At 65.5% G+C, this 24,479-nt stretch carries 24 protein-coding genes, 3 tRNA genes and 2 pseudogenes; 10 read left to right on the top strand and 19 right to left on the bottom strand.

The features are described 5' to 3' along the window. Positions 1-50: 50 nt before the first annotated feature. The 5 genes from R9J51_RS13460 to R9J51_RS13440 are packed head-to-tail and all read left to right on the top strand — an operon-like array spanning position 51 to position 5,458. Positions 51-1,298, top strand: coding sequence for a Tm-1-like ATP-binding domain-containing protein (locus R9J51_RS13460; RefSeq protein WP_169474442.1), 1,248 nt, complete (start codon positions 51-53; stop codon positions 1,296-1,298). A gap of 19 nt (positions 1,299-1,317) precedes the next feature. Continuing rightward, a complete protein-coding gene (locus R9J51_RS13455) occupies positions 1,318-1,779 on the top strand; it encodes a biotin/lipoyl-containing protein (protein ID WP_218843473.1) in 462 nt (153 codons plus the stop codon). Positions 1,780-1,791: 12 nt separating this feature from the next. Further along, a complete protein-coding gene (locus R9J51_RS13450; protein ID WP_179504728.1) occupies positions 1,792-3,144 on the top strand; it encodes a biotin carboxylase N-terminal domain-containing protein in 1,353 nt (450 codons plus the stop codon). Next, entirely contained in the window at positions 3,141-4,613 is a 1,473-nt protein-coding gene (locus tag R9J51_RS13445; RefSeq protein ID WP_179504727.1) for a biotin carboxyl carrier protein, read from the top strand. The genes R9J51_RS13450 and R9J51_RS13445 overlap by 4 nt, the downstream gene beginning before the upstream one ends. Further along, complete coding sequence (locus R9J51_RS13440) at positions 4,610-5,458, top strand: HAD-IIA family hydrolase (RefSeq protein ID WP_432787466.1); 849 nt, start codon at positions 4,610-4,612, stop codon at positions 5,456-5,458. The genes R9J51_RS13445 and R9J51_RS13440 overlap by 4 nt, the downstream gene beginning before the upstream one ends. 13 nt (positions 5,459-5,471) lie before the next feature. On the opposite strand, the gene R9J51_RS13435 is transcribed toward R9J51_RS13440, so the two are convergent. From R9J51_RS13435 to R9J51_RS13400, 8 genes and pseudogenes are all read right to left on the bottom strand, one after another. After that, positions 5,472-5,945, bottom strand: coding sequence for a hypothetical protein (locus R9J51_RS13435; RefSeq protein WP_168554913.1), 474 nt, complete (start codon positions 5,943-5,945; stop codon positions 5,472-5,474). A 79-nt stretch (positions 5,946-6,024) separates the two neighbouring features. Continuing rightward, positions 6,025-6,591: a hypothetical protein gene (locus R9J51_RS13430; protein ID WP_179504726.1), complete on the bottom strand. Its 567-nt coding sequence runs from the start codon at positions 6,589-6,591 to the stop codon at positions 6,025-6,027. Between the two features lie 23 nt (positions 6,592-6,614). Next, positions 6,615-7,385 (bottom strand): annotated as a pseudogene (locus R9J51_RS13425) (pyruvate dehydrogenase complex E1 component subunit beta); the annotation flags it as partial. A gap of 712 nt (positions 7,386-8,097) precedes the next feature. Further along, positions 8,098-8,982 (bottom strand): annotated as a pseudogene (pdhA, locus tag R9J51_RS13420) (pyruvate dehydrogenase (acetyl-transferring) E1 component subunit alpha); the annotation flags it as partial. 470 nt (positions 8,983-9,452) lie between these two features. Further along, a tRNA-Arg gene (locus R9J51_RS13415) sits at positions 9,453-9,529 on the bottom strand. 73 nt (positions 9,530-9,602) lie between these two features. Then, a tRNA-Arg gene (locus tag R9J51_RS13410) sits at positions 9,603-9,679 on the bottom strand. Positions 9,680-9,736: 57 nt separating this feature from the next. Then, positions 9,737-9,813 (bottom strand) — tRNA-Arg (locus tag R9J51_RS13405). Positions 9,814-9,863: 50 nt separating this feature from the next. Continuing rightward, on the bottom strand, positions 9,864-10,340 hold the full coding sequence (locus tag R9J51_RS13400; protein ID WP_179504724.1) for an NUDIX domain-containing protein: 477 nt from the start codon (positions 10,338-10,340) through the stop codon (positions 9,864-9,866). Positions 10,341-10,451: 111 nt separating this feature from the next. Between R9J51_RS13400 and R9J51_RS13395 the strand changes: the two genes are divergently transcribed. Then, entirely contained in the window at positions 10,452-10,634 is a 183-nt protein-coding gene (locus R9J51_RS13395) for a Flp family type IVb pilin (protein WP_168554908.1), read from the top strand. 98 nt (positions 10,635-10,732) lie between these two features. Then, positions 10,733-10,915, top strand: a complete 183-nt coding sequence (locus R9J51_RS13390) for a Flp family type IVb pilin (protein ID WP_168554907.1) — start codon at positions 10,733-10,735, stop codon at positions 10,913-10,915. A gap of 172 nt (positions 10,916-11,087) precedes the next feature. Here the strand turns inward: R9J51_RS13390 and R9J51_RS13385 are convergent, their stop codons facing one another. Genes R9J51_RS13385 through R9J51_RS13370 form a run of 4 tightly spaced genes read right to left on the bottom strand, consistent with a single transcriptional unit; the run spans position 11,088 to position 15,122 of the window. Further along, complete coding sequence (locus R9J51_RS13385) at positions 11,088-12,035, bottom strand: acetyl-CoA carboxylase carboxyltransferase subunit alpha (protein WP_169474436.1); 948 nt, start codon at positions 12,033-12,035, stop codon at positions 11,088-11,090. Positions 12,036-12,085: 50 nt separating this feature from the next. Further along, complete coding sequence (locus R9J51_RS13380) at positions 12,086-12,943, bottom strand: tyrosine recombinase (protein ID WP_432787996.1); 858 nt, start codon at positions 12,941-12,943, stop codon at positions 12,086-12,088. Positions 12,944-12,999: 56 nt separating this feature from the next. Next, complete coding sequence (locus R9J51_RS13375; RefSeq protein WP_179504723.1) at positions 13,000-14,889, bottom strand: hypothetical protein; 1,890 nt, start codon at positions 14,887-14,889, stop codon at positions 13,000-13,002. Further along, a complete protein-coding gene (locus R9J51_RS13370) occupies positions 14,886-15,122 on the bottom strand; it encodes a hypothetical protein (protein WP_179504722.1) in 237 nt (78 codons plus the stop codon). The genes R9J51_RS13375 and R9J51_RS13370 overlap by 4 nt, the downstream gene beginning before the upstream one ends. A 59-nt stretch (positions 15,123-15,181) precedes the next feature. Between R9J51_RS13370 and R9J51_RS13365 the strand changes: the two genes are divergently transcribed. Further along, complete coding sequence (locus R9J51_RS13365) at positions 15,182-15,763, top strand: shikimate kinase (RefSeq protein ID WP_179504721.1); 582 nt, start codon at positions 15,182-15,184, stop codon at positions 15,761-15,763. After that, a complete protein-coding gene (gene aroB, locus R9J51_RS13360; RefSeq protein ID WP_179504720.1) occupies positions 15,754-16,872 on the top strand; it encodes a 3-dehydroquinate synthase in 1,119 nt (372 codons plus the stop codon). Before R9J51_RS13365 ends, aroB begins: the two co-directional genes overlap by 10 nt. A gap of 155 nt (positions 16,873-17,027) precedes the next feature. Here the strand turns inward: aroB and R9J51_RS13355 are convergent, their stop codons facing one another. The 7 genes from R9J51_RS13355 to zwf all read right to left on the bottom strand — a co-directional run bounded on the left by R9J51_RS13355 (position 17,028) and on the right by zwf (position 23,160). Then, positions 17,028-17,378 carry an ankyrin repeat domain-containing protein gene (locus tag R9J51_RS13355; RefSeq protein ID WP_218847413.1) on the bottom strand — a complete coding sequence of 117 codons (351 nt, stop codon included), beginning with the start codon at positions 17,376-17,378 and terminating at the stop codon, positions 17,028-17,030. 5 nt (positions 17,379-17,383) lie between these two features. Beyond that, on the bottom strand, positions 17,384-17,836 hold the full coding sequence (locus tag R9J51_RS13350) for a DUF488 domain-containing protein (protein ID WP_179504718.1): 453 nt from the start codon (positions 17,834-17,836) through the stop codon (positions 17,384-17,386). After that, the gene (locus R9J51_RS13345; RefSeq protein ID WP_168554900.1) at positions 17,833-18,204 is read right to left on the bottom strand and encodes a tRNA-binding protein; all 372 of its coding nucleotides are present in this window, start codon (positions 18,202-18,204) and stop codon (positions 17,833-17,835) included. The genes R9J51_RS13350 and R9J51_RS13345 overlap by 4 nt, the downstream gene beginning before the upstream one ends. 68 nt (positions 18,205-18,272) lie before the next feature. After that, positions 18,273-19,241, bottom strand: a complete 969-nt coding sequence (locus R9J51_RS13340) for a glucokinase (RefSeq protein WP_168554899.1) — start codon at positions 19,239-19,241, stop codon at positions 18,273-18,275. Between the two features lie 28 nt (positions 19,242-19,269). Beyond that, entirely contained in the window at positions 19,270-21,093 is a 1,824-nt protein-coding gene (edd, locus tag R9J51_RS13335) for a phosphogluconate dehydratase (RefSeq protein WP_179504717.1), read from the bottom strand. Continuing rightward, the gene (locus R9J51_RS13330) at positions 21,090-21,719 is read right to left on the bottom strand and encodes a 6-phosphogluconolactonase (protein ID WP_432787465.1); all 630 of its coding nucleotides are present in this window, start codon (positions 21,717-21,719) and stop codon (positions 21,090-21,092) included. The genes edd and R9J51_RS13330 overlap by 4 nt, the downstream gene beginning before the upstream one ends. Continuing rightward, positions 21,712-23,160 (bottom strand): glucose-6-phosphate dehydrogenase, encoded by a 1,449-nt coding sequence (gene zwf / locus R9J51_RS13325; protein ID WP_179504715.1) that lies wholly within the window; start codon positions 23,158-23,160, stop codon positions 21,712-21,714. Before zwf ends, R9J51_RS13330 begins: the two co-directional genes overlap by 8 nt. A 336-nt stretch (positions 23,161-23,496) precedes the next feature. On the opposite strand from zwf, the gene R9J51_RS13320 reads away from it, so the two are divergent. Next, complete coding sequence (locus R9J51_RS13320; RefSeq protein ID WP_168554895.1) at positions 23,497-24,441, top strand: ROK family protein; 945 nt, start codon at positions 23,497-23,499, stop codon at positions 24,439-24,441. Positions 24,442-24,479 lie beyond the last annotated feature (38 nt).

Genomic DNA, 24,479 nt, shown 5'->3' with positions numbered 1-24,479 from the left:
AAAGTCAAATCCGTTGGCGCAACATCATGGCGAGGGAGAGGAAAACGACCATGAACCAAAGCCAGGGAGCCAAGGCGCCCAGCGTGCTGCTCGTGATCACGCAGGATACCAAGGAGGAAGAGGCCCGCTTTACCCGTGCCGCGCTAGAATCGGCCGGCGTGCGGGTGGTGCATCTCGATCCCAGCGTGCGGCGCACCGTGGGCGGGGCGGAAATCAGCCCGGAAGACGTGGCGCAGGCGGCCGGCCTGACGATCGAGGACGTGCGCGCGCTGGGGCATGAGGGGAAATGCCAGGCCGCGATGATCAAGGGGGCCATCGCCGCGGCCCATGCCTGGGACGCGCGCGAGCCGATCTCGGGCATCCTGGCCATCGGCGGCTCGATGGGTTCGGCCCTGGCCGGTGCCCTGATGCAGAGCTTTCCCTATGGGCTGCCCAAGCTGATCGTCTCGACCATGGCCTCGGGCTTCACCAAGCCGTACATGGGCATCAAGGACATCGCGATGATGAACGCGGTGACCGATATTTCCGGCCTCAACACCATCAGCCGCGATGTGTTTCGCAACGCGGCCCGCGCCGTGGCGGGCATGGCACTGGGTTTCGATCGCGATGCCCCGGCCGAAAAGCCGTTGGTGCTGATCACCACGCTGGGTACGACCGAGGCCTCGGTCCGCCGCATCCGCCAGGCGCTGGAAAGCGATGGCTGCGAAGTCATGGTGTTCCATTCGTCCGGCGCGGGCGGGCCGACGCTCGACGGACTGGCCCAGGCCAAGGACGTGGCGCTGGTGCTCGATCTCTCGCAGACCGAGATTCTCGATCACCTGATGGGCGGCCTGGCCGATAGTGGGCCCGATCGTGGGCGGGCGGCGCTGGCGCGTGGCATCCCCACGATCCTGGCGCCCGGCAACGCCGATTTCATCATCGCCGGGCCGATCGACGTGGCACGCACCCAGTTCCCGGGCCGCCGCTATCACGAACACAACCCGCAGCTTACCGCCGTGCGCACCACGCTGGACGACCTTAAGGTGCTGGCCGATCACCTGGCCGCCAACGTACGCGCGGCCCAGGGGCCGGTTCAGGTGATCACGCCGCTGCACGGCTTTTCCAGCCATGACAGCCCGGCCGGCCATATCATGGACCCGTCGGTGCCGCCGCCCTTTGCGCAATACCTGCGCGAGGTGATGCCTGCGCACGTGCCGGTGAACGTGGTGGACGCCCATTTCAACGACGAAGCCTTTTCCGATGCGGTGATCGCCGCTGCCCGCGCCTTGCTGGCCCAAACCGCCGCGTGCGCGGCCTGATCCGCCCGAAGGGACCGACATGACCGCAGACCTGCCATTGACTGCCGAGGACGTTGCCGAGATCGCCGAAATCCTGGCGCATTCGGGTTATCGCGAGATGGACCTGGCCACCCGCCGCTTCCGCCTGCGCGTGTCACGCCCGCAAGGTAGCGAAGCAGGGGCGGAGGAAGGCATGACGCAGGAATGGCAATGGGCCGGCAATGCCCCTGCCGCCAGCAATGAGACCGCTGCTGAAGCGGCTGCCGATCCCGACGTGGTGGCCAGCCCCCTGCCCGGCACATTCTATCATGCGCCCCAGCCCGGCGCGCCGCCGTTCGTTGCGGTGGGTGATGCGGTGACGCCCGACACCGTGGTGGGCATCGTCGAAACCATGAAGTTGATGAACCCGGTCCATGCCGGGCGCGCCGGCACGGTGGCGGCGGTGCTGGCCGCCAACGGCGCGCTGGTGGCCAAGGGTGCGCCGCTCTTGCGCCTCTGCTGAAAGCGAAAACCCATGACAATCAAGCGCCTGTTCATCGCCAATCGCGGCGAGATCGCCTTGCGCGTGCTGCGCACGGCCCACAAGATGGGGATCGAGACCGTGCTCGGGGTATCCGAGGCGGACAGTGCCTCGCTACCGGCGCAGCTCGCCGGTGCCACGGTGCTGCTGGGCCCCGGGCCTTCGGCGCAAAGCTACCTCGCCATCGAAACGGTGGTGGCCGCGGCCAAGGCGCAGTGCTGCGACGCCGTGCATCCCGGCTATGGCTTCCTGTCCGAAAACGCTGCCTTTGCCCGCGCGGTGGCGCAGGCGGGCATGGTCTTCGTCGGCCCGGCGGTGGAAACGCTGGAAGGGATGGGCGACAAGCTGGCCGCCCGCGCGCTGGCCCTGGCGGCCGGCCTGCCCGTGCTGCCCGGCGGAGACGCGGAAACGGCGCAGGACGTGGCTGCCCGTGCCGCGCAGACCGGCTATCCGTTGCTGCTCAAGGCGGTCGCAGGCGGTGGCGGCAAGGGTATGCGCCGGGTGGACGCGCCCGACCAACTCGATGCGGCATTGGCCATGGCGCGGGCCGAGGCGCAGGCTTCGTTCGGCAATCCGGCGGTCTATGTCGAACGGTTCGTGGCGCGCGGCCGCCATGTGGAAGTGCAGATCCTGGGCGATGGCACCAATGCCATCCACCTGGGCACGCGCGATTGTTCGATCCAGCGCCGCTTCCAGAAACTGGTGGAGGAAGCCCCCGCCCCGGCGATGCCGGAGGAAGCGCGGACCGCCATCGAGCAGGCCGCCGTGCGCCTGGCGCGCCACATTGCCTATCGCGGCGCGGGCACGGCCGAATTCCTGGTCGATGCCGATGATTTCTCGTTCTATTTCCTCGAACTTAACGCCCGCATCCAGGTCGAGCACCCGGTAACCGAGGCGATCACCGGCGTCGATCTGGTGGAGCAGCAACTGCTCGTAGCGATGGGCCATCGGTTGACGCTGACGCAAGCCATGGTGCGCCCGCACGGCCACGCGATCGAAGTGCGTATCAACGCCGAAGATCCGGATGCCGATTTCCGCCCTTCCCCCGGCACCGTCCGCCGCGCGGCCTGGCCGGCCGGCCCGGGCATCCGCGTCGACAGTCACATTGCCAATGGCGGCGAAGTGCCACCGTTCTACGACTCGCTGGTGGGCAAGCTGATCGTTCACGGCGCCACCCGCGCAGAGGCGGTGGCGCGCATGGACGCGGCCTTGCGCCACCTGGCGATCGGGGGTTTGCCCACGACCGCCCCGCTTCACCGCCGCATCCTGGCCGATCCCCGTTTTGTCGCGGGCGGTGTCGATACCGGCTTTCTTGAAGGCCTTAACCCAACAGGATCAAACCCATGACCGCGATCCGCCTTGTCGACGTGACCATGCGCGATGGCAACCAGAGCCTGTGGGGCGCCACCGGCCTCCACACGGCGCACATGCTGCAGGCTGCCGCGCTTACCCAGGCCTGCGGGTTTGCCGCGATCGACTTCACCTCATCAAGCCACATGGCCGTGGCCGTCCGCTATTTCCGCAACAACCCGTGGGAGCGCCTGCGCCGCATGGCCGCCGCCATGCCCAGCACGCCTTTGCAGTTCATCACCACCGGGCTGCGCTTCATCGCCTGGCAGCAGGCCGATCCGGAATTCATGCGGCTGGTCTATCGCGCGTTGCAGGTCAACGGCGTGGGCCGCTTCGTGCTGCTCGATCCGATGCATGAAGTGCCCGCGGTGATCGAGGCGGCGCGCCTGGTGAAGCAGGAAGGCGGCGCCCAGGTCATGGCTGCGTTGACCTTTACGCTCTCGGCCATCCACACCGACGCATTCTATGCCGAATTCGCCCGCGCTCTGGCGCAGTGCCCGGATATCGACCTGTTCTACATCAAGGACCCGGGGGGGCTGCTTTCGGTGGACCGGGTGCGCACGCTGGTACCGGCGGTCAAGGCCGTGATCGGCGCCAAGCCACTGGAAATCCATGCCCACACCACCATCGGCCAAGGCATGCTGACCAGCCTGGAAGCGGCCAAGCTGGGCATTGCCGCAGTGCACGTGGGCGTCGGGCCAGGAGGCGACGGCTCGTCGCTGCCCGAGGCCAACCGCATGGTGGCCAACCTGGAAGACGCCGGCCACAGCGTGGAAATCGACAAGGCTGCGCTCGCAAGGCTGACGCATTACTGGCAGCGCGTGGCCCTGGCCGAAGGGCTGCCGCCCGGCGCGCCGCAGAACTTCGATGCGAGTTTCCTGCGCCACCAGATTGCCGGCGGGGTGATGACCACCACCGCGCGCCAGTTGGCCGAACTGGGCCTGGCCGACCGGCTCGACGCGGTGATTGCCGAAACCGGGCAGGTGCGCGCGGAACTGGGCTATCCGATCATGGTCACGCCGTTTCCGCAGATGGTCATGAGCCAGGCGCTGTTCAACGTAATCGGCACGCATCGCTATGCCCAGGTTTCCGATCAGGTGATCCGCTATTGCCTGGGCAAGTTCGGCAAGCCGACCTCCCCCATCGACCCGGCCGTGCTTGCCACGATCATGGACCGTCCGCGCGCGCGCGAGCTGGAAAATGAACCCACGTTCCCCGCCCTGGCGGACTTGCGCCGCCAGTTCGGCCACCACTTGCCCGACGAGGAATTCCTGCTGCGCGCGGTCATGCCGGGGGAACAGGTGGACGCGATGCTGGCGGCCGGCCCATCGCGCGCCACCTACACGCCCGAGGCTGCACCCCTGCTTTCCCTGCTGCGCCAACTCGCGGCGCAACCGCACGCGCGCAACCTGGTGGTGGAGCGCCCCGGATTTCGCCTTGCCCTTCATGCCGGAGCCAGCCTGTGAGCCTGCTTTCCCCCGATCATGCCGCCCGCCTGCGCGATGCCGCCGGCTTTATCTTCGACATGGACGGCACCATTGCGCTGGGCGATGCCAAGAGCGGCGGGCACAAGGCCTTGCCCCATGCGATCGCCTTGCTTGAAGCGTTGAAAGCGCGCGGCACGCCCTACGTGGTCTTCACCAATGGCACGGCCAAGGCACCGGCCGACTATGCCGCGTCGTTGCGGGCAGCCGGCTTTCCGGTGAAAGACGATCAGATGCTGACGCCTTCGGCCACCGCGGCGGCGTGGTTTGCGGCCCAAGGCCTTCGCCGCGTGCGCGTACTGGGCAACGCCGGGTGCGCCGCGCCGTTGCATGCCCTGGGCCTCGACGTGATCGATCCGGCAGAGCCGGCCGGTCCAGTGGACGCCGTCTATACCGGCTGGTTTCGCGAATTCGATTTCGCCGCGTTGGAGGCCGCGTGCGAATCGCTGTGGCACGGCGCGCGGTTGTTTACCGCCAGCAACGTGCCGTTCTTTGCCACGGCCACGGGGCGCGCCATCGGATCGAGCTTTGCGATCAATGCCATGCTGACCGCCATGAGCGGAAAGCGCGCGCGTATCCTGGGCAAGCCGGCGCGCGTCGCGTTCGACGTGGCGCGCGATGTCATGGGCCTGCCGCGCAGCGCCGCGCGGTCGATGGTGGTGGTGGGCGATGATCCGGCCCTGGAAATGCGCATGGCCAACAGCGTTGGCGCCATGGCCCTGGGCCTGACCACCGGAATCATGAAGACCGGCGCAGACCTGGCGCCGCGCGATGCCCCCAGCGTTTTGCTCGATACGCTCGAACCGGTGCTTGCCGCGCTGCGCTGATCACGCGCAGCCATCAATGGCACTTGCAGGCGGGCTTTTTCGCCTGTTGCTTGGTGGTGGCAAATTCGGTGCGCGTCAGGGCACTATCGCCATTGGCATCGGCGGCCTTGAACTTGTTGTCGGTGCTCACCGCCCATTCCTCGAAACTGAGCAAGTTGTTGCCATCGGTATCGAGCTTGCGGAAATCCTTGGCGCGGGGGGCGAGCATCTCGTTGCGGGTGATGCGGCCATCGCGATCCTTGTCGAACCGGTCGAAGCGGCGTTGTTCGCGCGTCGCCTCGCTCGCATGCGGCAGGGCAGCGCCCTGCAGGCCATCGCCATCGGCCGTTGGCAGGCTCTCGTCCTCCGCCGCACCCGATGGTGGGCTGCCGGTGGGGACGGCGGCAACGGCCTGGCTACGCTGCACGGCGGCGTGGCCCTGCCACCAGAATACGCCCGCGGCCACCAGCATCAATGCACCCAGCGCGCCCACCAATGTCCTGTTCATTGCCATCCCCCTCGCGTTACGTAATTTTACGTTTGCGCGGGGCGCTTCCATAGAGGGAAGCGAGACCGATTTGGCAGGATCAGCGGCCGAGCAGGCCCAGGCGCATGGCCGCCAGAAAACGCCGCAAGGGCGATGCGCCATCTTCACGCAAGGCCATGCCGCGCAACAGCGCCAGTGGCCGCATCGCGCGGGGCAAGCCCGGTGCCGGCAAGGACGGGGGAACCAGCCCGCGCCATTCGCGCGCCGCCTGTTCCACCGGGGCAATATCGGTAACGTGCGAAAGCTGTGCCAGCGCGGCCATCACGCCCACGCGGGCGGCATCGAGCGCAGCCGGGCCTTCTTCGCCCACGTGCAGCGCTTCGTAGCCATCGACCAGGCCGGCCAGCGCATCACGCGCGCTGTTCCAGGGGCCGAGGGCGGCGAGCAAGGGCTCCCCCTTGGGCCAGCGGGCTGCATCCTCGCCCAGGCGATCACGCCACCAGGCGAGGCGCAACTGGATCATGATTGCATCGCGCCCTTCCCGCGCGGCATCGGCCAGGCGCTGTTCCAGCGCGAAATAGCCGATCCACAACGGGCGCGTGGCCGCCGGGGCATAGCTTGCCGCCAACCGCTCCAGCGGCGGCAAGCCATCGATCAGATCCTGCATCAAAACGGATCAGCCACCGCGTTTCAGCGGTAGCAGACCTTCTTCACCGCAGCCACGATCTTGCCCGCGTCGATCAACGCGGCCTTTTCGAGGTTGGCGGCATAGGGCAGCGGCACGTCTTCGTCGCACACGCGCAGGACCGGGGCGTCGAGGTGATCGAAGCCGTCTTCCATGGCGATGGCAATGATTTCCGACGCGATCGAGCAGACCGGGAAGCCTTCCTCGGCCACAACCATGCGGTTGGTCTTGGCAAGGCTGGCCAGAACGGTTTCCTTGTCGAGCGGACGCAGCGTGCGCAGGTCGATCACTTCGGCGTCGATGCCTTCATCGGCCAGTTGCTGGGCCGCATCCAGGGCAAAGCCCACGCCGATCGAGTACGACACGATCGTCACGTCCTTGCCTTCGCGCACCACGCGGGCCTTGCCGATCGGCAGCACGAAATCGTCAAGCTGCGGCACATCGAAGGTGCGGCCATAGACGAGTTCGTTTTCGAGGAAGACCACCGGGTCCTGGCTGCGGATCGCGGCCTTGAGCAGGCCCTTGGCATCGGCAGCGTCATAAGGCGCGATGACCACCAGTCCGGGGACCGCAGCATACCACGGGCCATAGTTCTGGCTGTGCTGCGCGCCCACGCGCGCGGCTGCGCCGTTGGGGCCACGGAACACGATCGGGCAGCGCATCTGGCCGCCCGACATATAGTTGGTCTTGGCGGCCGAGTTGATGATGTGGTCGATCGCCTGCATGGCGAAGTTGAACGTCATGAACTCGATCACGGGCTTGAGCCCGCCCATCGCGCCCCGCGCCGAATCTTCTGTCTACTTATCTTTTATATAACATCTCAATGAGGTCGCCAATTATCCTCTTGTGACCAATCTTCTCCATTACATTTCCAAATTCACTCCCCTTAATTCTTAAAAAGTCATTCATTATTTAATTCTTATTATTTCCCATATTATTTTTTTAAATTATTTCTTTTAATTATATAATTTTTTTTTTATTTTTTTTATTTAAATTCATTCTTAAATCACTCTTTTTTTTTTTAACTTTCTTTTTTTTTTCTTATAATCATTCTTAATTCTCACACACTCCGCATCCCCTACGCAACTTACAAACACCCCTCCCTACCACCACATCCCAACATTACTCAACACTTCCCCCCCGTTAACTAGTACTAATCCAACTTTCTTCAAAACATCCATATCCAAATATTAACCCCTCAAATTCCTTCATACCTCCAACCTATACTTTCAATCATCCCATTTCATCTATCAAACCACTTTGTTTCTATTTCTTTCAAAAATAACCCAATCAACATACAAACCCAATTATACTGAAACATCCCTTTCCATAACCTTCAATTTTCCTATCAAACTCAAATATCCGTCTTCCCATTTCCCACTTTCTTCTAATCTTCATTACTATTTATGACACTCTTCAGACGGTTACGCCGCGCTTATCCTTTCCAATCCATCTCTAATAACTTAACTATCAATCACTCTATTTCCCCTTCACTTCTTCACGGCTGCGATACTTGGCCGGGTCGGACATCGAGTGGCCGCGATAGCGATAGGTGTTGAGTTCCATCAGCACCGGGCCATTGCCGCCGCGCACATATTCCAGCGCCACTTCGGCCGCCTGGCGCACTTCGAGCACGTCCATGCCGTTGACCGGCATGCCGGGGATGCGGAACGCGGTGCCACGGCGATAGAAGTGGGTTTCGGCCGAACCGCGCTTGACCGCGGTGCCCATGGCATAGCCGTTGTTTTCCACCACGAACACGATCGGCAGCTTCCACAGCGCGGCCATGTTGAAGGTTTCGTAGACCTGGCCCTGGTTGGCCGCGCCATCGCCGAAATAGGCCATGCACACGCCGCCATCCTCACGGTACTTGTGGCCAAAGGCCAGGCCCGCGCCGAGCGAGACCTGCGCGCCGACGATGCCGTGGCCGCCGAAGAACTTGTGCTCGGTCGAGAACATGTGCATCGACCCGCCCTTGCCGTGCGAGATCCCCGCGCCGCGACCGGTCAATTCTGCCATGATCACCTTGGGATCGATGCCATAGGCCAGCATGTGGCCATGGTCGCGATACCCGGTGATGACGCTGTCGTGCCCTTCGTTGAGCGCCGACTGCAGGCCCACCGCCACGGCTTCCTGGCCGATGTAGAGGTGGCAGAAGCCGCCGATCAGGCCCAGGCCATAAAGCTGGCCGGCCTTTTCCTCGAAGCGGCGGATCAGCACCATCTGCTCGTAGAACTTGAGCAGTTCGGCGTCCGAGGCGTCATAGCGCTTGTTGTTCGCGTGCGCCTGCTGAAGGCTGCGCAGGGCGAAAGTGGCATCGTCCTCGACCGGGCTGCTGAGCGCTGCGGAAACGTCGGGAACCGACGCGGCCACGGCAGCAGGCTTGGGGGCGGAGGAGCGGGGATTGGCGGCACGCGGCCTGGCGGACTTGGCCAAGTCTCAATATCCTTATTCTGGCTGCCTCAAGGCTCTGCGTATTCGCAAAACCGGCTTTCCCATTGAACCATCATCGCGGCTTTCGCAACGCCGAACGCATGCCAAGATGATAAATGATACGCAGGGAACACAGATCATCGGTGTTTATACTAGTATAACGCAAAAGTGCTGCATTGCGGCATTGCGGTGCACCCAAAATCACCGCCGACCGCGGCGCCCAAGGCAGGATTGCCAAGCCCAGATGCCGGCACCGTTTTACCCACGCAGACCGTGCGCCCGCATCGCCAAACGCACGGCACCGCGCCATCGTGGCGCACCGATGGACAGCGGAAACGCGAAAGCGACGCAACGCCCCATTGCGGCGCCCGCCTGATATCAGATCGATGATGGAAGCGTGGAAAAGCGACTGGCGCACCCGGAACGATTCGAACGTCCGACCCTCAGATTCGTAGTCTGATGCTCTATCCAGCTGAGCTACGGGTGCCTGCCGATGTCTGTGCCCGCTGCGATCAACGCGCGGGCGGCCTGCCTTAGGGCCAGCAGCCCGCAGGAGGCAATGGCGCACCCGGAACGATTCGAACGTCCGACCCTCAGATTCGTAGTCTGATGCTCTATCCAGCTGAGCTACGGGTGCCTGCCAATGTGTGGCCCGGTAAGGAGCCTTTCCCCTGCCCCACACCCTTGAAGGGAATGGCGCACCCGGAACGATTCGAACGTCCGACCCTCAGATTCGTAGTCTGATGCTCTATCCAGCTGAGCTACGGGTGCCGGGGAGCCGCGCCTCTATGTCAGACTGCGCAGGTTGGCAAGCACCTTGTTCAGGGCTCGAGCAGATTTTGCGCAGTTATGCACAAGGCAATATCGAGCGGCGGCATTGTCTCTTCCACGGCCAGCGCGCGCAGGCCCGGGCCGTCCACCCATTGCAGCGCGGCGCCCGCCTCTGGCCTGGGGACACCCTCCCAGGCGTCGCAACGGTAGAGCAGCAGGACCAGATCGCGCCCGCCGCGATCGGCGCTCCCAGCCTCGCGCACGGCAAAGGTGAGCGGTGCCAGATCGGACGGGGCAACTGCGATTCCCAGTTCCTCGGCCAGTTCGCGCGCTAGGGCCAGCGACGGCGTTTCTCCCAGTTCCACCTTGCCGCCGGGAAACTCCCACAGGCCGCCGTGATGCTTGCCCAGCGGCCGCTGCTGCAGCAGCAGGCGCGCCGCGCGCCCTTCACCCGCCACCAGCGCGGCCGCCACCACCAGCAGCGGAGCAGGCGTGGAAACGGCAAGAGCAGGCAGAGATGCAGACATCGATCAATCCGTTACGGCAGGAAATAGGGCATGGCGGCAAGCCAGCGTGCAACGGTTTCTTAGGTTAGCCGCGGCTATGCGGAAAGATGCATAGGTGGATGGGGCCGTTCGATGAAGAATTTCCTGCGCAAGATCGTGCGCGAGAGCGACGCGATGACGTTCGTGGAATACGGCCTGCTGGTTGGCGTGCTGGGGCTGTCGATCGTCTTTGGCCTCAACGCGTTTACCAATCAACTCTACCGGCTTTGGCATATTATCGACCAGGCCAGCACAAATGCGCAGCAGGCGCATTAAGCGCATCTTAGGTTTTTTTGCCTAGATCCCAAGTCGTCCGCAGCGAGACAAGACGCCGGTGCGGGCCGGGAAAAGAAGACCTCTTCAGGAGACCAATTATGAAGCTCATCCGTGACCTGTTCCGCAACGAAGAAGGCGCCACCGCCATCGAATACGGCCTGATCGCTGCGCTGATCGCCGTTGCTGCCATCACCGCCATGGGCGCGCTGGGCAACTCGCTCTCGGGCACCTTCAACCTCGTGTCGAACGACATGAACAACGCTCAGGACGGCCACCTCTAAGAGGCGCCGCCGCCCGGCGAAAACAGGCTGGGCGAACAAAACGGAAAGGGCGGAAGAAGGCGGGGGCCTTTTTCCGCCTTTTTTCGTTGGCCGCCGACACGCTACATGGCGCGCAACGAAAAGGCCGCCGGACATGCGCTGTCCGGCGGCCTTTTCTTGTATCGCTGTCGAATCAGGCGCCGATGCGCAGGAACCGTTCGGCGCGCAGCGCGCGCAGCGCATCGGCGTTCTTGCCGGCCAGGTGATCGAGTTCCTCGCCGATCGCTGCGGAGAGAGCGGTGCAGGCCGCCGCCGGGTCGCGATGCGCACCACCGACCGGTTCGGGCACGATGCGATCGATCACGCCCAGCGAAAGCAGGTCCTGCGCGGTCACTTTCATCGCTTCGGCAGCGTCGGGTGCCTTTTCGGCCGTGCGCCAGAGGATCGAGGCGCAGCCTTCGGGCGAAATCACCGAATAGACGGCATGTTCGAGCATCAGCACGCGTTCGGCACTGGCCAACGCCACCGCCCCGCCCGAGCCGCCCTCGCCCACGATCGTCGCCACCATCGGCACGCCCAGCGCCAGGCACGCTTCGGTAGACCGCGCAATGGCTTCGGCCTGGCCACGTTCTTCGGCCTCGACGCCGGGAAACGCGCCCGAGGTATCCACCAGGGTCACCACCGGCAAGCCGAATCGGCTGGCCATTTCCATCAGGCGCACCGCCTTGCGATAGCCTTCGGGCTTGCCCATGCCGAAATTGTGGCGGATGCGGCTTTGCGTGTCGTTGCCCTTTTCATGGCCGATCAGCATCACCCGGCGGTTGCCCAGGCGGGCAAAGCCACCAATGATCGCCTGGTCCTCGCCATAGAGGCGGTCCCCGCCCAGCGGCATGAACCCGGTGAACATCCGCTCCACATAGTCGCGGAAGTGCGGCCGTGCCGGATGGCGGGCCACCTGGGTCTTTTGCCAGGGCGTCAGCGCACGATAGGTGCTGGCCAGAAGCTCGGCCGACTTGGTTTCAAGACGACGGATCTCGGCGGCGATGTCCAGTTCGCCGCTGGCGGCGGCGGTATCGCGCAGTTCGGCGATACGGGCTTCCAGGGCGGCGACCGGCTTTTCGAATTCGAGGTACGAAATCATGGCGCCTGCGCTAGGGACACGCGCGCGTTTGGTCAATGGTCGCGCGCGGATCAGCGATGGCGCAGGGGATGCTTTTCGTTGACCAGCGCCACCAGCCGCGCGGCATCGACGTGGGTATAGATCTCGGTGGTGGCAATGTCGGCATGGCCCAGCAGGGTTTGCAAGACGCGCAGATCCGCCCCGCCCTCGAGCAGATGCGTGGCAAAGGCGTGGCGCAACACATGCGGGCTGACCTTTTCGGGATCGATTCCGGCGCGCAGGGCCAGATCGCGCACCAGTTGGAACAGCCTGACGCGCGTCAGATGCCCGCCACGCGGAGATGGAAAGAGATGGCGCGAGCCACCCGGCCGCACCGCCAGCCAGCGCCGCAGCGCGGCGAGCGCGCGGGTGGATACCGGCACCAGCCGCTGTTGCCCGCCCTTGCCGGTGATCGCCAGGAACGGCACGTCGCGCGGCAAGGCCGCCAACGGCAGCGAGACCAGTTCGGTGGCACGCAGGCCCGAACCATAGAGCAGTTCAACCAGCGCCAGCAGGCGCACCCCCTCTGGCGTGCCGGCGGCGGCATCGGCCTCCGCCGTTTCCAGAAAACGGCCGATTTCGGCATGGTCGAGCAGGCGCGGCAGCGGGCGCCGGGCGCGCGGACGCACCAGCGCGGTGGAAGGATCGTCGGCGCGCAGCCCTTCGTCCTGGGCAAAGGCCATGAACTGGCGCAGCGCAGAGATCTTGCGCGCCTGGCTGGCCGGCGCCAGGTTTGCCCAGCTTTGCGCCAGGCCAGTGAGCGCATCGCCATCGGCGCCCAGGAGATCGCCCACCACGCTTTCCGCCCCCGCCAGGTCGCGGGCGTAAGCGGCAAGGGTATTGGCAGCCGCGCCGCGTTCGGCCGCCATCATCGCCAGGAACGCCGCCACCGCCGGGGAAGCCGAGCCGGGCCCAGGTTTGGGCTGGCCCCGAGCCCGGCCTTTGGTCACACCCGCGCCACCGCTTCGGCCGCGATCATCCGCGCTTCGCCATCCAGGCCCACGCGGCGCAGCGCCGAAACGATGTGGTAGAGATGCACCGCGGTCATCTTGTCCCAGCTGGCCGCCTGCATGCCGAACCCGGCGAGCATCGCCACCAGCGCGGGATTGTTCGATTCGGCCGCATCGTCGATCGCGCGGGTCCAGCGCGTCTGGCGGCCCATGTCGATCTTGAGCTTGCCGGCAAAGGCGCCTGCAGTGCCATCGTCCACCCGGCCCAGGCCCATCAGCCCGGCAAGCAGGAACTGCGAACGCAGGGCACCGGAACTGTCATCATCCTTGTGGAACGTGTCCAGCGCATCCCCGCCGATCGCAGCGGTCTTGACCGGGGCGGCCAGTGCGATGAGCCCCCAGGGCTCGCTGCCCACCGGCACCACTGTGCCCCAGCGCATCGCATTGGCATCGAGCCCGGCGGTCAGCATCGAGGCGATGAGCCCGCCCGCATCGCCCGCCATATCCGGGCTGGGCATCATGCGCGCCGCGGCATAGGCCGTGAGCACGAGGCGTGAATAAGCGCGATCGGGATCATCGGCCGTGCCCCACAGCCCCTTGATCGCGGCGAGCCGATCGGCGGCGTCGGTTGCGGTATAGGCGGTGCGCAGCTTGTCGGCCAGCGGTCCCCAGGTCTTGTCCTGATCGGCGCCGTCCTGGGCGTTGATTTCGGCGAGCTGGCTATAGAGATCGACCATCGCCGCGCTCGACAGAATGCCGCGCCCGGCCGCCACGTCGGCCGCGGCGCAGCGCGCAGGGATAGGCAGCATCGGCGCACGCACGGCCAGCACGGCATAGTCCGCCCAGGCCTGTTCGCGCAGGGTTTGCGGCAGCTCCAGCCCCACGGCAAAGGCCAGGCCGGTGCGCCACGGGGTGAGCTGGTCGACATCCTTCCATTCGATGTTGACCGCGCGGCGGGTGGCCGAGGTGGCACCAGCCAGCTTCTGCGCCAACAGGATATCGATCTTATCGGTTCCGCCCCGGCGCATGAGGCGGTCAAGCTGGGCCATGGCCGGCGGGCCATCGCCGGTAAACGCCGAGCAGATCGCGCGGGTCAGGTCCCACTGGGCGCCCTGGCGCCCGGCGGCGGTGAGCGCGGTGATCGGGCACAGGCCCACGGGATCGGCCGTCGCCAGGAATGCGCCCATGGCAGCATCTTCCAGGCCCGGCGTGAAAAAGCCGCTATCCACCGATTGCACCATGGCGCGCGCGGCATCCGCCTCGCCCATGCGGAGCAGCAGGCCCGCGCGCAGCGCCGCCCAATCCGCGCCGTTCATCCCCACCGGGGTATCCATCCGGCTGGCGAGCGCGCGCCGCACCAGGATGTGGCCCCAGCGCGACACCATCGGCCCGCGCATGCGGCCCAGGAGCTGTTCCACGAACGCGCCGTTGAGATAGTGCGTGGACGTGGCGGGGAAACCACCATCCACCTGGTCGATCACGCCCACTCGCGCCAGGCTGCGCTGCGCGCTGGGCGGAATATCGTACTTGGGCTGGGCCTTGGCGATCAGCGCATCGAGCGTGGCCGGATCGATCGAATCGATCGGATCGGCAGGGCCGGCGATCACATCGGCGTTGTCATCGAGCGGCAGAGGCTGGATCACCGGCGAAGACGTGGCAGCCGGCGCCGGATTGGCGGGCTTTGCGGCGGCACCTGGTGCTGCGGGACGCGGCGCGGGCGCGGCAGCAGGCTTGGCCGCCGGCGTGGCCGGCTTGGGCCGGGCCGGCTGGCTCACCGGCTTGTCGAACCCGGGCGGCAGCAGTGATTCCTGCGCCAGCAGGGCGCCGGTCATCCCGGCCACGGCAACGCAGCCCAGCAGGGCATGGCGGAAAAGGCGCGGTGTCATGGCTTGCTTCCCGAATTGACGCCCGTGGTGGCAGAGGCAGGAGCTGATGCGGAGGCAGGCGTCGAGACGGGTTGTTCGACCCAATCGGCGCGACGGGAGCCGCCCAGTTTCCAGGCCAGCACCAACAGCGCCAGGGCCACGGCCGCCACCAGTCCGCCGCCGATCGCCGGCCATGGCAGGCGCTCTTTTTCCGTCTCCGGCTTGCCTCTTTGCATCGAACCCTGATTGTTCACGTTGCCTCGCTGCCACGGCGCTTGCGCTTGGCCCTAGCGCAAGTATAGGCGGCGCGGCAATGGACCACGACAGCGCTCCTCTTTCCATGGCGGAAATCGTCCGCATCGCCCGCCGGCTCGATCGGCCGGTGGTGTTGGTGGGCATGATGGGCGTGGGCAAGACGACCGTGGGCCGCAAGCTGGCCAGCCTGCTCGACGTGCCGTTCATCGACGCCGATGAAGAGATCGAGCGCGCCGCGCAGATGCCGATCCCCGAAATCTTCGCCACTTATGGCGAACCCTATTTCCGCAGCGGCGAACGCCGCGTGATCGCGCGCCTGCTCGATGGTGTCACGCCCGCCCGGCGCAAAGTGCTGGCCACTGGCGGCGGCGCTTTCGTCGATCCCGAGACGCGGGCCTTGATTCTCGACAAGGCGGTGTCGGTCTGGCTCGACAGCAATATCGACACCCTGGTGGAGCGCGTGGGCCGCAAGGACAACCGCCCCCTGCTGCGCGGCGGCAACCCGCGCGAAATCCTCACTCGCCTGCGCGACGAACGGCGGCCGGCCTATGAACAGGCCGCGATCCACATCACCAGCGGCAACCTGCCCCACGGCGTGACGGCCAGCCGCATCCTGAAAGCGATAGACGCATGGCTGTAATTCCCGTCGCCATTGCCGGCGCCCCCTATGACGTGGTGATCGAGGAAGGCGCGCTTGCCCGCGCCGGTGCGCTGTGCCGCCCGTTCCTGCGCAAGAACACCGTGGCCGTGGTGACCGACGAGAATGTTGCCGCTGCCTGGGCCGAGACGGTGACGGCCAGCTTCGCCGCGCAGGGCATTGCCAGCCAGTGGCTGGTGCTGCCTGCCGGGGAAGCGACCAAATCATGGGAAAGCCTGGCCCGCGTGGTCGATTGGCTGCTGGCCCAGGAAGTGGAGCGCAAGGATAACGTTGTCGCCCTGGGCGGCGGCGTGATCGGCGACTTGACCGGCTTTGCCGCCTCGATGCTCAAGCGCGGGTGCGGCTTCATCCAGATGCCCACCACGCTTTTGGCGCAAGTCGATTCCAGCGTGGGCGGCAAGACCGCGATCAACACCCCCATGGGCAAGAACCTGGTCGGCGCGTTTCACCAGCCCAGCCTGGTCCTGGCCGATCCGCTCAGCCTCGATACGCTGCCACTGCGCGATGTGCGCGCCGGCTATGCCGAAGTGGTGAAATACGGCCTGATCGACGACGCCGAATTCTTCTTCTGGTGCGAAGCCAACGCGCAGCGCCTGCTGGCCGGCGAGGCCGACGCGCGCGAACACGCGATCGCCCATAGCGTCGCCGCCAAGGCGCGGATCGTCGCGGCCGACGAAAAGGAAACCACCGGCGTGCGTGCCCTGCTCAACCTGGGGCACACGTTCGGCCACGCGCTGGAAGCGCAGTGCGGCTTTTCCGACCGGCTGCTGCATGGCGAGGGCGTGGCACTGGGCATGATCCTGGCAGCGCGCTATTCGGCGCGGATCGGCCTGATGCGCGGCCAGGATGCCGAGCGCGTGGCCGCCCATATTGCTGCCGTCGGCCTGCCCGCCTCGCTCAAGGCGCTCGCGATGGGCCGTGATGGGGGCTGCGACGGGCAGACGCTCAAGAACCATATGCTCCACGACAAGAAGATGGACGCGGGCACCCTGCCCTTCCTGCTGATGCGCGGCATCGGGCAGACGTTCCTGGCCAAGGACGTGGACCTGGCCGATGTGGCGGCGTTCCTGGACGAGGAACTGGCGCGCTAGGCGCCCCTCCACCCCCGGCTTCGCCGGCGGTCCCCCTCTCCATTTCATGGGGAGAATCTAGAAGGTCCTCCCCACTTGTGGGGAGGGGGGCCAGCCGCAGGCTGGTGGAGGGGTGAGGCCTTAAAGCAAGCCGAGAACCAACTCTGCGGTGACGACTAGCGCTTTTCTGTGGCCAGCTCGTCGCGGTCCTCGAGGCGAGCGAAGCATCCGAACTCATCCTCGATGTCTGTTTGCCCGCCAAACGACAGGATCAACGCGAACATGGCCGGGTCATTTTGGCTGACTGCAACATGCAGCGGCGTTTGGCCCATGTCGCCACGGACATTGGGGTCCAAGCCCGCCTCCAACAGAATTCTGGCACTTTCTATATCGCGCCGCCACGCCGCCGCGTGAAGAAGGCTGTCATCATCAGCCAGCCGATAGTTCAGTAGATTATCAGGCGCTTCATCCAATAGAAAAACATCGCGCAAGCGATCGAGCAGGAAAGCGCGTTGATCCGGGGCCATTTCAATCAAACCCCACTAGACGGCTCAAGATCTACCGCTGCAAATTCCGGCAGCATCGCCTGGCGCAGCAACGTCCGGTGGCATTCGGGCGCCGAACGTTCATAGCATAGCAGCGCCACGCGCTTTTCCTGGGCGAGCGCGTGCAATTGCGCGCCGGCAGCAATCGCTTCGGGCAGTTCGAGCTGGCCGGCATAGATGCGTTCCAGCGCCGCGTGATCGTGCGCCCGCGCGGCGGCGCGGCCATCGGCTGGCGTGCCCAGGGCCTTGAAATGGACATAGGCGATGCCGGCCTGCGCCAGCGCGCCGGCCAGCGCCGTCTTGGAAAAGCCGGGGCGGCGCGAGAGCGGCAGGGCGCGCACGTCGGCGAGCACTTCCACCCCTGCCCCCTTCAAGGCGCCGATCACGCTATCTAGCGTCGCCTGTTCATAGCCGATGGTCCAGATCGTCGGCGCGCTCACAGCAGGCGCGCGCCGTTGGGCACCGGGCGTTCGGGGCTGGCCAGCACCACGCGGCCCTCCGCGTCGGCAAAGCCCAGGGTGAGCACTTCGGACATCGCCTTGCCCACCTGGCGCGGCGGGAAGTTGACCACGGCGGCCACCTGGCGGCCGACCAGTTCGGCCGGATCATAGAGCGCGGCCACTTGCGCGCAGCTTTTCTTGTGCCCCACGCCGGGACCGAAATCGATCACCAGCCGGATCGAGGGCTTGCGCGCGCCCACCAGTTCTTCTGCGGAAAGCACCGTGCCGATGCGGATATCCACCTTCAGGAAATCGCTGAAGGCAATGGTTTCTTCCGGTTCGCTGGTGGGATCGTGAATGACATGCATGGCGCCGATTGTGCCCCGGCCGCCCCGCTTGTGCAAGGCGGCCGGGGCAGCAAATCAGTCCTTGCCGGTCAGTCCTTGTTCGCCTGGGCAAACGCGGCCGCCGCGCCAAACAGGCCGGGCTGCGGGTGGGTGATCAGCTTTACCGGCATTTGCGCCATGATCTGCTCGAACCGGCCCTTGGCGCGGAAGCGTTCGGCAAAGCCCGAACGCACCAGGCAATCCTTGATGCGCAGGCCCAGGCCGCCGGCCATCACCACCGCCGAGGCGCCATGCGCCAGGGCCAGATCGCCCGCCACGCTGCCCAGCGACAGGCAGAAGCGGTCGATCGCGGCGGCAGCCAGGCTGTCTTCGCCGCTGCTGCCCAAGGTCCAGATCGCCTTGTCGTCACGCGGGATGAACGGCGCGCCTTCGATCAGGGCCAGGGTTTCGTAGATATCGACGATGCCGGGGCCGGCCACCACCCGCTCCACCGAAACCCGGCGATGCCGTTTGCGCAGGCGGGCCAACACGGCATCCTCGATCCCGTCGAGCGGGGCATAGTCGATATGCCCGCCTTCGGTGGGCTGCACCTGATAGCCCTGGGCATGGCGCCAGAGCTGCGCCACGCCAAGACCAGTGCCCGGCCCAACCACGCTGAGCACGCCCTGTTCGGGCAGCGGCACATCGGGGCCGGACAAGTGGATGAAATGCTCGTTATCGGCCTGGGCCACAGCATGGGCCACTGCGGCAAAGTCGTTGACCACGACATAGCGATCCGCACCCAGCTTTTCCGGGATCAATGCCGGGCGGATGATCCAGGGGTTGTTGGTGAATTTGATCACCTCGCCCCCCACCGGCCCGGCCACGGCAATGGCACAGGCCTTGGGCACGGTGCCGCCGTTCTGGCGGGCGAATTCCTCCCAGGCCAGTTGGAAGCTGGCATGTTCGGCGGTCTTGAGCGTCACCGCTTCGCCCAGGTGGGTGACCCGGCCACCTTCCACGGTGGCCAGGGCAAAGCGCGCGTGCGTCCCGCCGATGTCGACGGCTACGAGTTCCATGGTATCCTCCCCCAAATGCGCCAAGGCGTTACAGGCCGGCTGCGGCCAGCATCGCCGAACCGCCGCGTTCGGCCGGATCGGAATGATGGCGCATCAGGGCAAAGAGTTCGCGACCCACGCCCATCGCTTCGGCCGGGGCGGCAACTTCTTCGCGTGCTGCCCATTCATCGGCATCGACCAGCGCTTCAAGCCGGCCGGTATCGGCGCAGACCCGCACCACGTCGCCATCGCGCAGCTTGGCCAACGGGCCACCCAGCTTGGCTTCGGGCGAAACGTGGATGGCGGCCGGGACTTTGCCCGAAGCGCCCGACATGCGCCCGTCGGTGACCAGCGCCACGCGGAAGCCGCGATCCTGCAACACGCCAAGTGGCGGCGTCAGCTTGTGCAGTTCGGGCATGCCGTTGGCTGCCGGCCCCTGGAAGCGCACCACGACCACCACGTCGCGTTCGAGCTCGCCCGCCTTGAACGCCTTGAGTACATCGTTCTGGTCCGAAAACACCCGCGCGGGCGCTTCGATCGTCCAGCGCGAGCGGTCCACCGCGCTGAGCTTGATGGTGCCACGCCCGAGATTGCCCTGGAGCAGGCGCAGGCCGCCTTCGGGCTGGAACGGGGCAGAGACCGGGCGCAGCATGCTGTCGTCGCTGCTTTTCACCGGCGCCGGGTTCCACTTGAGCGTGTCGCCATCCATCACCGGCTCTTGCGCGCCTTCGGCCAGCGAGGCGCCATAGACGGTGCGGATATCGCCATGGGCCAGGCCCGAATCCAGCAGCTCGCGGATGACATAGGGCATGCCGCCGGCGGCGTGGAAATAGTTCACGTCGCCCGCCCCGTTGGGATAGACGCTGGCGATCAGCGGCACCACGCGCGAAAGCTCGTCCATGTCGTCCCAGTCGATCTGCACGCCAGCGGCGCGGGCCATCGCGGGGATGTGAATCACATGGTTGGTGGAGCCACCCGTGGCCAGCAGGCCGACGACAGCATTGACGATGGCCTTTTCGTCCACGCAGTGGCCAAGCGGGCGATAATCGTCGCCATTCCAAGCGATCTTGGCCACCTGGTGCACGGCGGCGCGCGTCAATTCCTGGCGCAGCTTGGTGCCCGGCAAGACAAAGCTGGAACCGGGCATGTGCAGGCCCATCATTTCCATCATCATCTGGTTGGAATTGGCCGTGCCATAGAACGTGCAGGTGCCGGCCGAGTGATAGCTGGCGCTTTCGGATTCAAGCAGTTCCTCGCGCCCCACCTTGCCTTCGGCATAGAGCTGGCGGATGCGCACCTTTTCCTTGTTGGCCAGGCCCGAGGGCATCGGGCCCGACGGCACCAGGATCGTGGGCAGATGGCCAAAGCGCAGGCCGCCGATGATCAGGCCGGGCACGATCTTGTCGCAGATCCCCAGGAACAGCGCGGCTTCGAACATACCGTGGGAAAGGCCCACGGCCGTGCTCATGGCAATGGTATCGCGGCTGAACAGCGACAGTTCCATCGAATCCTGGCCCTGCGTCACCCCGTCGCACATTGCCGGAACGCCGCCCGCCACTTGCGCCGTGGCCCCCACTTCACGGGCGAAGACCTTGATCTGTTCGGGATAGCGGCCATAGGGCTGGTGCGCCGAAAGCATGTCGTTGAAGGCGGTGATGATGCCGATGTTGAGCGCCTTGCCATCGCGCAACGTGGACTTGTCATCCCCGGCCGCGGCAAAGCCGTGGGCCAGGTTGCCGCAGGTCAACTGAGGGCGGTTGACGCCGGCATCGCGCGCGCGATCGATCAGGTCGAGATAGGCGGCGCGACTATCGCGGCTGCGCGCCACGATACGGTCGGTGACCTTGGCCAGCGTGGGATGAAGGGCCATCATTCGCTCCAGTAAATGGTAACCGGCGGGCCATCGGCACCGCGCAGGAAATCGGAAACAGGATAATCGGCGTTGCCCGCCAGCACCTCTTCGATCAGCGCCTTCTTGGAAGCACCGGTGACGACCAGGATGATCTCCTTCGTCGCCTTGAGGGCGCGCGCCGTCAGCGTCAGGCGGTCGAACGGCGCTTCGGGCGGCAGCGGGATGGGCGTGGTGGCAATCACCGTGGCGCCGGGACGCACCAGCGCCTGCATGGTTGGAAACAGCGAGGCGACGTGGCCGTCTTCGCCCATGCCCAGCCACACCAGGTCGAACGGGGCCACCGGGGCGCCCTCTTCCAGGCGCTCGAAACTGGCACCGCTGTCACCCAACGCGGCAAAAAGCTTGCCGAAATTGCTGGCGGGATGATCGTCGGGCACGCGCCGGTCGTCGGTCAGCGCCAAGGTGGTGCCGCTCCAGTCAAGGCCGCGATCCTTGAGCAAGGCAAAGACCTTGAGCGGGGTGGAGCCGCCGGTCATGGCCAGGCGCTTGGCCCCCGGCCGTGCCAGCTCAGCGGCGATGCGGTCGGCCACGGCGGCGGCATCGCCGGGCTTGGCCCACTTTACGCGCGCGCTTGCTGCCTCAGTCATTCCAGCTTCTCCCATCGCGCTCGGTCAGGGCGATGGCCGCGTTCGGGCCCCAGCTGCCGGCGGCATAGGGCTTGCACTCCATGTCTTCGCTGGCCCAGACGGCGCGGATCGCATCGACCCACTTCCACTGCGCTTCCACTTCGTCGCGGCGCACGAACAGCGTCTGCTCGCCCTCGATCAGGTCGAGCAGCAGGCGTTCGTAGGCGATCCGGCGGCGCGCCTTGGCAAACGCGGTGGTGAGCGACAGGTCGAGGTTGACCTCGCGCAGCACGACGCCGCCACGATCCAGCCCCGGCTCCTTGGCCATGACCTGCAACCGCACGTATTCCTCGGGCTGAAGGCGGATGACCATGCGGTTGGCGCGCAGCTTGCCGCCGCGTTCGGAAAAGATGTTGTGCGGCACCTGCTTGAACTGCACCACGATTTCCGAGCGACGCTCGGCCAGGCGCTTGCCCGTGCGCAGATAGAACGGCACGCCCTGCCAGCGCCAGTTGTCGATATGCGCCTTGATCGCCACGAAGGTTTCGGTGTCCGATGCCTGGCCCAGGTCTTCCTGATAGCCGGCCACGCCGCCGCCCTTCACCGCGCCGGCCCGATACTGGCCGCGCACCATTTCCTCGGCCTTTACCGTGCGCAGCGCGCGCAGCACCTTGACCTTTTCATCGCGGATCGAGGTGGCGTCGAAATCGCGCGGCGGCTCCATCGCGGTGAGCGCGAGAAGCTGGAGCATATGGTTCTGGACCATGTCGCGCAGCGCACCTGTATCGTCGTAGAAACCCTTGCGGCCTTCCAGGCCCACGGTTTCGCTCACCGTGATCTGCACGTGGTCGATATTGCCCGCGTTCCACTGCGGCTCGAACATCATGTTGGCAAAGCGCAGCGCCATCAGGTTCTGCACGGTTTCCTTGCCGAGATAGTGATCGATGCGGAAGATCTGGTCTTCGGCAAAGCCGGCGGCCACGGCATCGTTGATGCGGCGGCTCGATTCCAGGTTGTTGCCCAGCGGCTTTTCCAGGCCGATGCGCACATTTTCATGGGCCAGGCCAGCACGACGCAGGCCCTCGATGGTGGGTTCGAACAACGCGGGCGCGGTCGACAGGAAGATCGAGAGCCCACAGCTGGTATCGCCCAGCTTTTCCGAAAGGGCAGCAAAACCATCGACGTTCGAGGCATCGAGCGTCTGGTATTCCAGCCGCGCCAGGAAGCTGGCCAGCTTGGTCTCGTCCTTGCGGTCTTCGGGCAGGAATTCATCGAGCGCCTGGTGCGCGAATTCGCGGAAATCCTCGTCCTGGTGTGCCGAACGCGCGGTGCCGACGATACGCAGGCCCGGATCGATCAGCCCGTCTTCGTGCAGGGCATAAAGCGAGGGCAACAGCATCCGGCGGGAAAGGTCGCCGGTCGCGCCAAAAAGCAAAAGCGCAGAACAACTGCTGTCGGCCATCGGCGGATCTCCTTATCGTTCGCATCACGCATACCCATGCGTTCATGCAGGGCAACGTGCGACCCCTTGGAATGGGTCCTTGTCGATGCATGCCCTAGTCGCTCAAGACCCAGGATGCACGTCGCATAAGTATGCAAGCGGGAAGCGGCCTGCAAAGCATCTTTCCGTCCGCGACGGTGGTAGCGCGCGCAATTTCGCTGCCCACCGCAAAGAGGCGCCAGGGCACTTCCATTTTCGAGATAATTCGATTGCAAAGAGGTTGACCATGCTGGCATCCCACCTTCAAGGACCCGGTGCACGGATTGTCGCCTGTGCGTGTTCCAAAAGGGAGAAACGATGCCTGCTGCCCCCCAGATTGGCGCCCCCGTGGCTGGTGCCCCGCTGATCGGCGCGATCGAGGCCGGCGGCACCAAGTTCATCGCTGCCCTGGCCACGCCCGAAGGTGAAATCCTGGCGCGCACGCGCATTCCCACGCAGACACCCGAAACCTGCTTCCCCGCGCTGGCTGATTTCTTTGCCCAAGCGCAAGAAGAACATGGCCCGGTCGCCGCCTTTGGCGTCGCCAGTTTCGGCCCGATCGACATCGATCCGGCCTCGCCCGCCTATGGCACGTTCACCACCACGCCCAAGCCGGGCTGGCAGGGTGCGCGCTTCCACGATGTGCTGGGCCAGTTCGGCGCGCCGATCGTGGTGGATACCGATGTGAACGGCGCCTGCCTGGGCGAATGGATGAAGGGCGCCGGGCAAGGCTGCCGCACTTTGGCCTATACCACCATCGGCACGGGCGTTGGCACTGGCGTGGTCAGCAATGGCCGCTCCCTCATGGGCATTTCGCATTTCGAAAGCGGGCATATCCTGCCGCCGCGCGATCGCACCGCCGATCCTTTTGCCGGATCGTGCCCTTATCACGGCGATTGCCTGGAAGGGTTGGCATCCGGCCCGGCGATCGAAAAGCGCTGGGGCAAGAGCCTGGATCAACTGGCCGGCGACAGCGCGGCCGTCGATCTGATCGGCGGCTATATCGCGCATCTGGCGGCCACGCTGGTGCTTCTGCATATGCCCGATCGCCTGATCTTCGGCGGCGGCGTGATGAAGGCACCCGGCCTGGTGGAATCCGTCCGCCGGCAGACCGAGGCGAAGCTCAACGGCTATGTAAGCCATCCGCGCCTCGATGCCGGGCTGGCCACCTATATCGTCACGCCGGGGCTTGGCGACGATGCCGGCATCACCGGCGCGATCGCGCTGGGCTGCCAGGCGTTGGACGTGGCGCTGCCCGGCTGACAAACCGGGCGCCCGCCGCCAGAACATAAAAAACCCGG

The organism is Novosphingobium rhizosphaerae (genome assembly GCF_050920675.1).
Taxonomy (GTDB): Bacteria; Pseudomonadota; Alphaproteobacteria; order Sphingomonadales; family Sphingomonadaceae; genus Novosphingobium; species Novosphingobium rhizosphaerae.
The sequence above is the reverse complement of the archived record's forward strand: the minus strand, read 5'-3'. Positions and strand labels throughout refer to the sequence as shown.